Annotated in this window: 11 protein-coding genes; 3 read left to right on the top strand and 8 right to left on the bottom strand. The window is 41.5% G+C overall.

Annotation, left to right across the window (positions count from 1 at the left end):
* Both RHS_RS24380 and RHS_RS24375 read left to right on the top strand, forming a co-directional pair.
* Positions 1 to 1100, top strand: a 1100-nt coding sequence (locus tag RHS_RS24380; RefSeq protein ID WP_395023505.1) for a sialate O-acetylesterase, incomplete at its 5' end; no start/stop codon positions are given.
* Positions 1085 to 2515: an alpha-L-fucosidase gene (locus tag RHS_RS24375; RefSeq protein WP_047834628.1), complete on the top strand. Its 1431-nt coding sequence runs from the start codon at positions 1085 to 1087 to the stop codon at positions 2513 to 2515. The genes RHS_RS24380 and RHS_RS24375, both read left to right, overlap by 16 nt.
* A gap of 137 nt (positions 2516 to 2652) precedes the next feature.
* Here the strand turns inward: RHS_RS24375 and RHS_RS31885 are convergent, their stop codons facing one another.
* Entirely contained in the window at positions 2653 to 2751 is a 99-nt protein-coding gene (locus tag RHS_RS31885; protein ID WP_395023502.1) for a DUF6783 domain-containing protein, read from the bottom strand.
* 37 nt (positions 2752 to 2788) lie between these two features.
* On the opposite strand from RHS_RS31885, the gene RHS_RS24370 reads away from it, so the two are divergent.
* Positions 2789 to 4198, top strand: a complete 1410-nt coding sequence (locus RHS_RS24370) for a glutamate decarboxylase (protein WP_044297721.1) — start codon at positions 2789 to 2791, stop codon at positions 4196 to 4198.
* A 102-nt stretch (positions 4199 to 4300) separates the two neighbouring features.
* On the opposite strand, the gene RHS_RS24365 is transcribed toward RHS_RS24370, so the two are convergent.
* From RHS_RS24365 to RHS_RS24335, 7 genes are all read right to left on the bottom strand, one after another.
* Positions 4301 to 5218 carry an aldo/keto reductase gene (locus RHS_RS24365; protein ID WP_047834627.1) on the bottom strand — a complete coding sequence of 306 codons (918 nt, stop codon included), beginning with the start codon at positions 5216 to 5218 and terminating at the stop codon, positions 4301 to 4303.
* Between the two features lie 43 nt (positions 5219 to 5261).
* Complete coding sequence (locus RHS_RS24360) at positions 5262 to 6605, bottom strand: M20/M25/M40 family metallo-hydrolase (RefSeq protein ID WP_047834626.1); 1344 nt, start codon at positions 6603 to 6605, stop codon at positions 5262 to 5264.
* Entirely contained in the window at positions 6602 to 7918 is a 1317-nt protein-coding gene (locus tag RHS_RS24355; protein ID WP_047834625.1) for a serine dehydratase subunit alpha family protein, read from the bottom strand. Before RHS_RS24355 ends, RHS_RS24360 begins: the two co-directional genes overlap by 4 nt.
* Positions 7919 to 7967: 49 nt before the next feature.
* Positions 7968 to 9482 carry a response regulator gene (locus RHS_RS24350; RefSeq protein WP_047834624.1) on the bottom strand — a complete coding sequence of 505 codons (1515 nt, stop codon included), beginning with the start codon at positions 9480 to 9482 and terminating at the stop codon, positions 7968 to 7970.
* A 47-nt stretch (positions 9483 to 9529) separates the two neighbouring features.
* Positions 9530 to 10369 carry a carbohydrate ABC transporter permease gene (locus RHS_RS24345; RefSeq protein ID WP_047834623.1) on the bottom strand — a complete coding sequence of 280 codons (840 nt, stop codon included), beginning with the start codon at positions 10367 to 10369 and terminating at the stop codon, positions 9530 to 9532.
* Entirely contained in the window at positions 10366 to 11247 is an 882-nt protein-coding gene (locus RHS_RS24340; RefSeq protein ID WP_047834622.1) for a carbohydrate ABC transporter permease, read from the bottom strand. Before RHS_RS24340 ends, RHS_RS24345 begins: the two co-directional genes overlap by 4 nt.
* 83 nt (positions 11248 to 11330) lie before the next feature.
* Positions 11331 to 12614, bottom strand: coding sequence for an ABC transporter substrate-binding protein (locus tag RHS_RS24335; protein ID WP_047834621.1), 1284 nt, complete (start codon positions 12612 to 12614; stop codon positions 11331 to 11333).
* Between the last annotated feature and the right edge of the window lie 232 nt (positions 12615 to 12846).

The raw sequence follows: 12846 nt of genomic DNA, 5'->3' as shown, positions 1-12846 counted from the left end.
GGGATGTGAGATTTCATATTGGGGTTGGAAATCTGTTTATAGTAGCCGGACAGTCAAATGCAGCCGGATTCGGACAGGATTGGGGCGGGGATGCCCCTGCTTTGGGTGTTCATGTACTGCGCAACAATAACCGCTGGGCTCTTGCCACCCACCCTTTGAACGAATCTACGGATGCCGGCGATGATAATGCAAACACTGAAATTCGTGTATCAGGCACTTCACCCTGGATATCGTTTGGGCGCCGCTTACAGCAGATCTCCGGTTGTCCCGTAGGTCTGATTGTCTGTGCAAAAGGCGGATCCCCCATTGATCTGTGGGACAAAAACGGCACCGGGTCACTATACCGGAATATGCTTCGCAAAATAAATATGACAAATCAGCACCCCATTGGAATCCTGTGGTATCAGGGATGTGCTGATACCACAGATGGAAATTATGAGGTGTACGAAGAAAAATATCTGAATTTTATTTCCAATGTAAGGCGCGATCTGGGGTATGAAATTCCATTTTTCACCTTCCAGCTGAACCGGGAAATCGGATCTCCTTACCAGAAAGGATGGGCAGTAATCCGGGAAGTCCAGCGAAGAGCCGCACATACTATGCAAAAGGTATATGTGCTCCCCACATTAAACTGTTCTTTGTCAGATAACGTGCATAATTCCTCCGTATCCAACACACTTCTGGGTGAAAGGATGGCGAAACTTTGCGGATATGTACTTTGCAATGCCCCTGCCTTTCTGGCGCCGGACATTTACAGTGCAGAATTAATCCAGAGGGATCAGATACTGTTACGGTTCTCCGGTGTTGTCCGGACTTTGTTTCTTTACAGCCAGAACCCTGCCGAATGCGGTTTCTTAATAGAAGACAGCCTGGGGGAAGTTCTGCCTTACTGCATTACTTTGGCACCTGGCATTTTGGACGGGCTGCTGATTACCCTGGACCGGGATCTTCAGGGAGACGCGCAGGTTTCCTTCTGCCATGAATCTGTCCCCAGTTTTGTTCCGCCTGTAGATGCCGTTACGTATCTTCCCTTGCTTTCATTTTATCGATTTCCTGTAGATGCTCGTCAGTTAGGAGGTTCACTATGTCATCAAATTTAAATTGGAAACCTTATGAACGCCAGGCTCCGGAATGGTTCCGGGACGCAAAATTCGGACTTTTTTTTCATTGGGGTCCGTACTGTGTACCGGCTTATGAAAATGAATGGTATTCCCGGAATATGTACAGTAAAGGCCTTGCCCAGAATATCCACCATGAAAAAACCTATGGTCCCCTCCATGACTTTGGGTACAAGGATTTTTACCCTATGTTCACCGGAGAAAAATTTGACCCGGAAGAATGGGCTGACCTGGTTGTGGCATCCGGAGCAAAGTACGCTGGACCTGTCACGGAACATGCCGACAATTTTTCCATGTGGGACAGTAAGGTAAATCCGGTTAACTCAGTCAATTATGGACCGAAAAGAGATATTACCGGTGAGTGTATTCAAGCATTTCGGAAAAGAGGCATCAAAATACTGAGCACTTTTCATCATCAGTGGCTCTGGGGCTGGTTCATGTCCTCCGATACAGATGCCGATGTCTATGACCCTGCCAATGCGCAGTATTACTGGGATGCTTTACCTCTGGAGACGAACCGGTATCACCCATATCGGCTGCCGGACGATAAATTTAACCAAATGTGGCTGGATAAGGTAAATGAGGTAGTAGATCAATATCAGCCTGACCTGATCTATTTTGACAGCCGCTCTTTTATTATTGACGAAACGTACCGTTACAAAATGGTCAGTCATTATTATGAAACCTGCAGTAGCAAAGACATTGCCATTTCTTATAAACAAAAGGATTTTCCGGCTGGCATTGGAATCTATGATATTGAATGCGGACGTTTTTCCCATGCGAAAGACTTTCCCTGGCAGACCGATGACCGGCTGGAAGACAACATCACCTGGTGTATTGTTCAAAACCCAAAGTATAAATCTGCCTGCAGCATCATTCACCAGCTTTGTGATGTAACCGCAAAGAATGGAAATTTACTGTTAAATGTAGGACCAGATGCAGACGGTTCCTTTCATCCTGATGCCGTTGCCGTTCTGCATGAGATCGGCTCCTGGCTGAAAATAAACGGGGAGGCTATTTACAATACCCGCCCCTTTTCGGCAGCTGCAGAAGGGCCTACTGTTGTATCGGATGATAATTATAATATTGAAAAAATCAACAGCCAGGTGGAAGAAGGGCTGGCTTCGGATATTAAGAACCATACCTTTACCTGGGAAGATTTTCGTTTTACACAGAATCAAACCGCCGTTTATGCAATCACCTTTGGATGGCCAGCAGACCGGAAGCTCTGTATTAAGACACTGAAAAAATGCAGTTCTTCCAAAACGGTTGCTCAAGTTCAACTGTTGGGAACAAACTGCTGCCTGGACTTTTATCAGTCAGCGGACTGCCTGGAAGTCACCCTTCCGGAACAACCACCATGTGATCATGCTTACTCTCTAAAGATTATGTTTTAATGCTTGCTGCGGTTCATTAGAGCTTACCGGCTGCCCTGTAAACTTTAACTCAGATTTCCTTATTTATTCTCCAGGATTGTACTTCATTTTAAAATGTCATATAATAAACCTATCAAACCAGTAGTCGAGTTCAAGCTTTATGGACTACCAGAGCGTGTTTGGAAATTCATTCCCGCTATCTGCACGCCCCACTTTGCAGGGGCTTTGCCCAGCTGTGAGAAAGCAATTTTCAACACGCTCTAATGAAATATAAACAGAACAGGAGTGAGCATCATGTTATATGACCAGTACAAGAAACGAGAAACGTTTAAAGATTCCTTTGATACCCCGCTATTCGGGACTTTAGAGGCAGATTCACCCATACCGAAAAATGTCATCGGTGAGCATCCTCTGGAACCTGCCCTTGCTTATCAGCTGATTAAAGATGAACTGATGAATGAGGGAAATGCAAGATTGAATCTGGCTACGTTCTGCCAGACTTATATGGAAGAGGAAGCAGTGAAACTTATGTCAGAAACCCTGGAGAAAAACGCCATTGACAAGACAGAGTATCCGCAGACTGCAGAAATCGAACACCGCTGCATAAATATGATCTCCCATCTGTGGAACTCTCCTGATGAAGCAGATACCATCGGTACCTCCACGGTAGGCTCCTCTGAGGCATGTATGCTGGCAGGTATGGCAATGAAATTCCGCTGGCGTAAAAGAGCTGCAGAATTTGGACTTGATCTATCGAAAAAGCCGAACCTTGTTATTTCCTCGGGTTATCAGGTGTGCTGGGAGAAGTTCTGTGTCTATTGGGATATTGAACTGCGGGAAGTGCCAATGAATGCGGACTGTATGTGCATAGACCCGAATACGGTACTTCAATATGTGGATGAATACACCATTGGCATCGTCGGTATTCTTGGAATCACTTATACAGGCAAGTTTGATGATATGCTGGCGATTGACCGCATACTGGAAACCTACAATGCATCTACCAGACATAAGGTTTATATTCATGTGGACGCAGCCTCCGGCGGACTTTTTGTTCCTTTTGTGAATCCGGATCTGCCATGGGATTTCCGTTTAAAAAATGTTATATCCATCAACTGTTCCGGTCATAAATACGGACTGGTATATCCCGGCATTGGGTGGGTTCTATGGAAACGCAAAGAATATCTTCCGGAGGAGTTAATTTTTGAAGTGGATTATCTGGGGGGCAAAATGCCCACAATAGCCCTGAACTTTTCCAGATCCGCAAGTCAGATTATTGGTCAGTACTATAATTTTATCCGTCTTGGAAAAGAAGGATATCAGCGAATCCAGCAAAAGACCCAGGACGTAGCTCATTACCTGGCTGAACAATTAGAAGAAACCGGCATTTTCCATATCTACCACGATGGAAGTGACCTTCCGGTTGTGTGCTATACGCTGAAAGAGGATGAAAAGCGGGAATGGACTCTTTATGACTTATCGGACCGTCTGCTCATGCGGGGATGGCAGGTTCCTACCTATCCATTGCCAAAGAACCTGGAAAACATTGTGATTCAAAGAATTGTGTGCCGTGCTGATTTAAATTATGACATGGCTGAATTGTTGATCCGTGATGTGAAAGAGGGCATACAGGAACTGAACCAGGCAGCTGTACTGGTTCATGGTAAAAAAGCAGAGCCGAAGGTTTATGGATTTACTCATTAATATCTTTAAGTAGAAGAACAGGGCAGCTGTTGTAATGATAAAGGACAGCTGTCCTGTTCTATATGTTTACTTTACTGTACAATATTTTTACTGCTAAAATCCTTACGGCAGCTGCCTTCCTGCTGCCATATACAACTCATACCACTCTTCCCTTGTAAGCATAATATCCGATGCTTTGCAGATATCCGCCACCCTCTGTTTATTCGTACTTCCCACGATTGCCTGTATTCTGGCCGGATGCCGCAGTATCCATGCAATTGCAATGGCATTATTTGAAACCTGATATTTTTCAGCCAGTCGGTCAATTGTCTTATTTAGCAGCGGGAATTTTTCATTATTTAAGAAGACACCTTCAAACATTCCATATTGGAACGGTGACCACGCCTGAATGGTGATATCTTTTAATCTGCAATATTCTAATACCCCTCCGTCACGGTTTGTTCCAGCGTCATTATGAATATTTACATTAATACCGGCATCTATGATTCCACAATGAGCAATACTAAACTGCAGCTGGTTAATTAGAATTTTATTATCACAATATTTATTCAATAATTCCATTTGATATGGATTTTCATTGCTTACCCCGAAATAACGGACCTTTCCGGATTTCTCCAGTTCCTGGAATGCACCGGCTACTTCCTCCGGTTCCATTAAGGTATCCGGGCGATGAAGCAGCAGGATATCCAGGTAATCCGTTTTTAATCGTTTCAGGCTGCCTTCTACCGAGTTGATTATATGTTCTTTAGAAAAATCAAAACAGCATCCCGGCCGTATCGCACACTTTGACTGAATCAGCATTCTGTTCCGAAGCCCCGCGTCTGTCACATCACCAAAAATCTCCTCGGCACTTCCTCCTGCGTAGATATCCGCATGATCAAAAAAATTAATTCCCTGATCCATAGCAGTATCAATCAATGACCTTACTGCTTCCTTTGTCTTTAATTCTGTGATTCTCATACATCCAAGTCCTATTTCCGGCACCTGGATTTTTCCATTTACAATGTTGATATTTTTCATGTTCATTTCCTTTCTACTTTATTATTTTAACTTTATAGCTGATTTATAAGTACTGATTTTGCGCCCATAAGGCTAACGTATATATGACAACTGCTTTTTTTAAATTTGGGATGGATTGAGCCTCATCGGCGCAATGGCAATTTCCATGTCCGGTTGGCAGTCTTAATTCCTGAAAATCCGCGGGAATCCCTGGTCCAAAGCCAACGGCATTTGGAATATGACGGGCATAGGTACCGCCTCCCATAACGTAGGGAATTTCATGACTTCCTGTTACACGACTATATACCTCACAAAGGCTCTGTATCCACGGACTGTCTGCATTCACATAATTTGGTTTGCTGTCACTAAGGATTTCTATTTGAAACCCATATTCATCTATACAATCTTTCATTCTCTCCAATATCTCTTTACTATTTACAGAAAGCGGATAGCGAATGTTCATATACAGCTCCAGATGCTTATCTTTGGTACGAACTACCGTTCCTGAAGCCGTCAGTTTACCCGATCTCTCATCTTCACAAGCTAATCCGGCACCAATGCCATAACCATCCCGGCATATACACTCCATACATTCAATAATTTTTCTGTCATTACCTGCCGCCAGTCCCTCCTTAAGAATTGTCCTGCACAATATACCTATTGCATTTTCAGTTCCCTCAGGGAATGCAGAATGTCCGGATATCCCCCTGGCTTCTATCGTCCTGCGGGTATTATTTCTGCTAAATACAGCAGATGCCTGATCTGGTATTATGTTCTCTGCATTTCCTCCCTTTATTTCAATAATGCTATCTGATAATTCCTGTGATGTCAACCGTATATTGCATATTCCTTTTTCCCCGCAGCACACTGGGAAACCACAATCTGCCACGATGGAATAATCAGGTGCCCGATGATGTTGTAAGTAATAGATTACGTCCTGCATCCCGGCTTCTTCCTGGCATCCAAGTATCTGCCTGTACCTTATTGCCGGTTCTCCCAGAATTTCACGCATACACCGCAAAGCATACAGGACTGCTACGGAAGGACCCTTATTATCCTGTACACCTCTTCCGATGAGAAAATTGCCTTTTCGCGTACATGCATAGGGGGGATAGATCCAGTCCCTGCCTTCAGGAACTACATCCAGATGTCCCCAGATCCCCAATTCCTTTTCTCCGCTTCCATATAAGATACTGCAGCAATGATAGCCATGGTTTTCACTTTGAAATCCATATCTGTCTGCCAGTTTTAGAAATCTGTCAATCACTTCTTTGCAATTTATTCCATAGGGAAATATACCTTCCGCCTCTGATGCTGTACTGGGTACTTCAATCAGATATGAAATGTCATCTATTAACTCCTTCTCATGTTCTTCCACCCATTTCCATATTTTCTGCTCTTCTGTCATTCAGTTACCTTTCTTTGATTTTCAAGCATAATATTTAAAATTGTCTTATTGGTATCAATCATCCCTTTATTTCCAAGTATCCCCAGATTCTCCAGGGTTCTTTCCACTTCTTTGTGAACGATTCCATCGTGGCTGTCTGCCCCCGTTCCGCTTAATGCCATATTGGCAGCACGAATTGCAGATGTAACGGCTGTTGCTATCTTAAGTGCACACCCCGGTTTCGCTCCATCGCAGACTACACCGGAAATATCTGCTACCATACTGTTTACCGCGTATTGCATCTGCTGGTAATCTCCTCCCAGCATATAGATAATTCCGCAGCTCACCCCCATTGCCGCAGATATAGAACATCCGCATAATACGGACAATCTCCCCAGATAGTGCTTTGTATGTACTGTAAGCAATATGCTGATTGCCAGCCCCCGCAATATTTTTTCCTCTGTTATCGCAAGTTTATACCCTATAGAAACAATTGGTATCGTTGCAGTAAGTCCCTGGTTACCGCTTCCTGCTGTGCTCATTACGGGCTTATTACAGCCTGCCATCCTTGCATCAGCCGCCGCAGCGGTCATGGCCACGGCATAATTTGCTACGTCTGTGGCGATTAATCCACTTTTATTATTTTCAAGAATACTTCTCCCTACTTTCAGACCGTACTCATTTTCCAGACCTTCCAGTGCAATCCCCTTATTTAATACAATTACTTCTTTTAAAAATTCTAGTTGTTCTGCTGGCAGTGATTCTGCAAATGCAACTATCTCCCACAGTGTAATATCATATACTTCATCGTTACCGGCACATGCATTTTTTACTGATTCTAATTTATCCGCCTCTTCTTTATAAATAACCCGGCCATTTTTCATAAGTAATGTAAGATTTTTGTGATTCCCGGATATGACGGCAGATGCTTTATTATCTCCTGCTGTGACATCCACTTTCACGTACACCTTTTTGCTCACCTCAGCAATTCCGATATGGATCTTTTTAGCCAGAATCATTTCCTTTGCTTTTGCTTTTTGTTCCCTTGTTAAATCTTCTAAAACCAGAAGTTCTTTTTGGGGATTTGCACTGACTGCACCCAGGGCAACGGCAATATCCAATCCGGTCATTCCTGTTCCCGGAATCCCTACATTCATTCCGTTTTTAAAAATATACTGGCTTACGGATACTTCTATCTTTTCCGGAACCATGCCCAATTCCTTTGCTGCATATGCCGCCCCCAGAGCTGCGGCTGCCGGTTCCGTACACCCCAGTGCCGGGGATATTTCTGATTTTAGCAGTTCCAGATAAAATTTTTGTCTGTCTTGTACCATTTTATTTCTCCTTTACATCTGTTCCGAACCCTGAACAGACACACTCCTACTATAGTTTTTCCCTGTACTTTTTGGGCGTCGTACCCAGTTCCTGTCTGAATACGCGGATAAATTGCGATGTATCATTATATCCCGATAGAGACGCTATTTCTGTAATTGAATAACGGTCATCGGATAATAACTGTTTTGCTTTTTCAATTCTTACCTTCCTGATATAGGTAGAAAAACTGATTCCTGTCTTTTCTGCAAACATGTGACTTAAATAAGTAGGATTTAAAAAAAACACATTTTCCGCCAGCTCTTTCATGCTGATATCCTGATGATAATGAACTTCTGCATACTTTTTCATTGCATTTATGATATCTGTTTGATTTTCCCTCTGATTACGCCCGCGCTGCCTGCACACAAAATCTATCTTTTTTTGAACCGCATCCCGCAGGTCATCTAAGTTTTGAAAATCCAATAGCTGAAACTTAAGTTTTGCATGTTTCATTTTTGCATTTTCTTTTTCTCCTTCTAATACCTGATTAAATATCACTGTAAGGCGTACCATTAGTATTTCAATACTATCAATGTCAATTCCCGGATCTTTATTTATATCCGCCAGCATATCGCCCAATATCTCATATGCCATATCTCTATTCCCCTTTCCAAGGGATATCAAGAGGAAATCTCTCTGTTTATCACTCATCTGAAAACTATGATTTCTTTCATTTTCAATAACTTCATAAAATAATAGATGTTCCTTATAAAATATTTTGCTGGTTACAGCCGCCATGGCCTGTTGGTACGCTTCCTTTATACAGGAAGCTTCTCCCTGAATTTTGCTGATTCCTATTCTGCAAATGTACCCCTGTTCCAGAAGTAATTTCAAGATCTTTCTTTGTAAAAGTCCAGTCTGATGATCCACGCTTACAACGAGGGAACATACCTGTTTTTGTATGAATAGACAGCGAAATCCTGTCCAGATATCCATATCATATATACCTCGCAGTCTTAGAACTAATTCCTCCTGGTCCGGCTGATGGTTACGCTCAAAGTATATATTTAAAAACTGATATTTTGCAAATATTCTATGGAACATGCTTTCTGAAACAAAATCCTGTACTATTTCCTCGGACTTTATATTTTGATAAATATATCTGGTCACCATGTCTCTATCGGTATACTGCACTTTTTCCTTAATTATATTATTCTGTCTGACAAACTTACTCAGTTGTTCCTTTAACTCTTCATCTGAAATAGGCTTTAGCAGATAACCTTCTGCCCCCTGATTTAACGAAGTTTTCGCATACTGAAAATCTGCAAATGCGCTGATCATGATAACGTTGACCTTAGAATCCATCTTCTTCACCTTATGAAGCAAGGTAAGTCCATCCATTTTTGGCATACGGATATCCGTAAATATAAGTTCCGGTCTCTCCTGCCTATACAACTCCAGCCCCTTTTCACCGTTCGAAGCCTCTAAAATTGCAAACTGATGATGTGTATCATACTCTTTTATCTGCTTTATGAGAGACTGGCGGGAATAGATCTCATCCTCAACAATCAAGACTTTTATCATATGCGGCACCTCACCTTTACCCTGAAATTATATTATCTGCATAGAGTTTAACCTTTCACGGAACCGGCTGTCAAACCTTTTATAATGTGTTTTTGTCCAAGGCAGTAAATAACCAATACCGGAAGCATCGACATCAGATATGCCGTAAATGCCATGGTATAATCAAAGGAATATTCTGTTTTGAAGTTATATTGAAATAAGGGCAGTGTCCAGATTGTCTGGGAACGGTTTAATATCAGAAGGGGAAGCATAAAATCATTCCAGATCCACAATAAATCCATAATCAGCAATGTAGCAATCATTGGCTTCACTAACGGAAGGACAATTTTTACATATACCTGAAATACATTACATCCGTCTATATATGCAGATTCTTCCACTTCATATGGAAGCCCTCTGATGTAGTTTACAAACAAAAATACCCCCTGAGTCAGGCTGTATGCCGCATACAGCAGAATCAGCCCCTGTCTGTTTAACAGATTCAGATTTGTCATAAGCTTTGTTACCGGAAGCATAATTACCTGTGAAGGAATAAATAATCCCATAAGCAGGTAAAAATAAACTCCTTTATAATATTTTTTATTAAAGTTTCTGGCTATGGAAAATGATATGCTAGGTACAAAAGTTAAAATCAATAATACAGAAACCACTGAAATCAGCAGAGAATTCCTTGCAAATACCCAATAATTACTATTCTGAAACAAATTTTTAAAATTATGGAGGCTAAAACCGGCTGGCAGTGCAAAAAAATCCTTTCCCGCTTCTTCCAGCGTTTTAAAAGAGTTTATTACAACCAGATACAGGGGAAATAAGATCATAAATAATCCCAACACTATAATAAAGTTTCTTGCGATTCGAAACCCAAGACCTTCTCTTTTTATTTTCATGAGTCAGCCCCTCCTTTACTGGTAATCTTCAACTGAATGAGTGAAAATGCAGCCACAACTAAAAACAGTAAACATGCCTCTGCATTTGCCACAGAAAATCTCATATTTTTAAATGCATCATTGTATATTAAAATTCCAATTACTTCTGTGGATCTTACCGGCCCTCCACCCGTCAGCGCAAACGGGAAATCAAATGAGGTAAATCCCTGTTTGATAATCAAAATAAGGTTGACGGTCAGGGTAGGAATCAGATACGGCAGTGTTATAAAGCGAAAACGTTGAAAAACAGATGCTCCGTCAATCTTTCCTGATTCATATTGTTCATCGGGAATCTGTTGAAGCCCCGCTATAAAAATAATTGTTGGCAAAGCCACGGCCTGCCAGATATGTACAAAAACAACTGCCGGGAGCGCTGTCTTTCCCGACATCAGAACGCTAGCGGATAACCATTCAATTCCCAATGCCTGTCCCAGCAAAGGGACTACACGAAAAAACAACTGATCCCAGATAAGGGCAATGGTGATTCCCCCAATCATTGCCGGTATAAAAAATATAGATTTTGTAAATGTCTTGAACTTTTTCAGTGAATTCAGGGATAACGCTAATACCAGTGACAGCAGAATTACTCCTGTAACAAGCATGATACTATAAATCGCAGTGGTCTTTAACGATCCCCAAAAATTCGGGTTCTTCAGTAATGATATATAATTTTTAAATCCAATCATATGGTAGTCCGGTGCCATCCCATCCCAATCTGTAAAACTGTATCGAATACCGCTGATTACGGAATACATATAAAAAAAGCTGTACAGAATTACAGGAATTATTGTAAAAAGGAAATATATCACCTTACTGGACCCTAATTTCTGCTTTTTCATCCTTTTATTCCCCTTCCTGTTTTTTAAAGAAAGAGAAGCGTATAGGCTCCCCTTTCTGACTGGCTGATAAAGAGCATGCCTGATTACTGTGCGGATGTAATCTCAATGGACTTGTCCATATCCTCCAGGTACTTATCTACATTTTTATCTCCCCAGAAACCCTGTGTTACATTATACAAATCTAATACCACATTATTTTCTATGGTGGATGCCATCCAGTCATGAACCTGGCCCGAAGCAATGAGATCCAGCATTGGTTTAATTCCTTTATCCTTATGTTCTACTCCTTTTATGCAGGATGGAGCTCCATCGTTATCGCAAAAAGTCTGGGCATTTTCTGTCCTGGATAAGAATTCCAGGAATTTCAAAGCCGCCTTTTTTTCTTCTTCTGATGCTTTTGCAGAAATACAGACTGCGGCATCTATTCCGGATAATGTATTTGTTGTTTCTTTTGTATCATTGGGCAGTGGAAATACCCCAAGCTTTAAATCTGGATTTGCAATCATAATAGTTCCTCTGGCATAAGATCCTGTTATGCACATTGCAAACTTTTCATTGGCAAAAGCTTCATAACATGCCGTGTCAGACATCGCAAGTGCATCTTCATTACTGTAAGATAATAATGTCAGCATTTTCTCTGCCGCTGCCTTAAATTCCGGTTTATCTGCTATCTTTTCCTCGCCTTTTGCCGCTTTTGCAATTGTTTCCACACCATCCGGAACCCAGGCTATTGTGGAACACTGAAATGTATGTCCTACTCTGCCGGGATCTTTGCCATGAAGCCCCATTGGTATTTCACCGTTATCCTTTAAAGTTTTACAAACTGAGACAAATTCATCCCAGGTTTCAGGTACCTCCAGGCTGTATTTTTCAAATATTTCCTGGTTGTAGTAAACTCCCATATAATTGTGGCTGTATGGAAGGGCATAATCTCCCCCATCTTCCGCTTTTCCCATCTTCAGGGATTCCGGTTCTACCTGGTTTAAGAATTCCTGACCTGTCAGCTTTTCTACAAATCCATTTTTTACTTTTTGCTTAAACTGAAGCTGTGTCGGAAAATCTGTAAAGATAACCGGTATATCTCCGGAAGAGATTCTGGATGTTAAAACCGTTGGCGCATCCGGGACGGTATTCATTTCAATTTTGATATCCGGATTTTCTTTATTGAATTTATCAATAATTGCCTGATACCCTTTTTGTGGTCCTTCTTCTCCCTTTTGCTGAAAGAATTCAATCGTTAAAACATCTTTATTTTTCGTGTCTGTTTCTCCTTTTGCTGTTGTGGAATCTGTCGCTCCTGCTCCACATCCTGATAAACTCATAATTGCCATAACCGAACATAATACCAATGCCAATCTTTTTTTCATATTGTAAACCCCCTTGTTTATTATAATTTATAGTTATGAGCCGCATCCACTGCGGTCTTTATGTATTCCATACTGATATTTTCTCCCTGTATTGTACAATCTGCACCTATCATAAGTCCTTTCGTACCAAAGTTGTCTATAACCTGCTTTACTTCTTTTTCTATTTCTTCTTTCGGTCCGGTTAAAAATGTTACCTTTATTATTCAAACCTCCCAGGATTGGCTTTTGAAAA

This window comes from Robinsoniella sp. RHS (assembly GCF_001029355.1).
In the GTDB taxonomy this organism is placed as follows: Bacteria; Bacillota; Clostridia; order Lachnospirales; family Lachnospiraceae; genus Robinsoniella; species Robinsoniella peoriensis.
Note: the sequence above shows the minus strand (reverse complement) of the source record. Positions and strands in the feature narration are given on the sequence as shown.

Bases quoted from the DNA above. Each gene is read 5' to 3' on its own strand.
- RHS_RS24340 (WP_047834622.1), bottom strand. From the start codon at position 11,247: ATGAAAAAGCAGAAATTAGGGTCCAGTAAGGTGATATATTTCCTTTTT.
- RHS_RS24365 (WP_047834627.1), bottom strand. From the start codon at position 5,218: ATGAAAAATATCAACATTGTAAATGGAAAAATCCAGGTGCCGGAAATA.
- RHS_RS24345 (WP_047834623.1), bottom strand. From the start codon at position 10,369: ATGAAAATAAAAAGAGAAGGTCTTGGGTTTCGAATCGCAAGAAACTTT.
- RHS_RS24350 (WP_047834624.1), bottom strand. From the start codon at position 9,482: ATGATAAAAGTCTTGATTGTTGAGGATGAGATCTATTCCCGCCAGTCT.
- RHS_RS24335 (WP_047834621.1), bottom strand. From the start codon at position 12,614: ATGAAAAAAAGATTGGCATTGGTATTATGTTCGGTTATGGCAATTATG.
- RHS_RS24375 (WP_047834628.1), top strand. From the start codon at position 1,085: ATGTCATCAAATTTAAATTGGAAACCTTATGAACGCCAGGCTCCGGAA.
- RHS_RS24370 (WP_044297721.1), top strand. From the start codon at position 2,789: ATGTTATATGACCAGTACAAGAAACGAGAAACGTTTAAAGATTCCTTT.
- RHS_RS24360 (WP_047834626.1), bottom strand. From the start codon at position 6,605: ATGACAGAAGAGCAGAAAATATGGAAATGGGTGGAAGAACATGAGAAG.
- RHS_RS24355 (WP_047834625.1), bottom strand. From the start codon at position 7,918: ATGGTACAAGACAGACAAAAATTTTATCTGGAACTGCTAAAATCAGAA.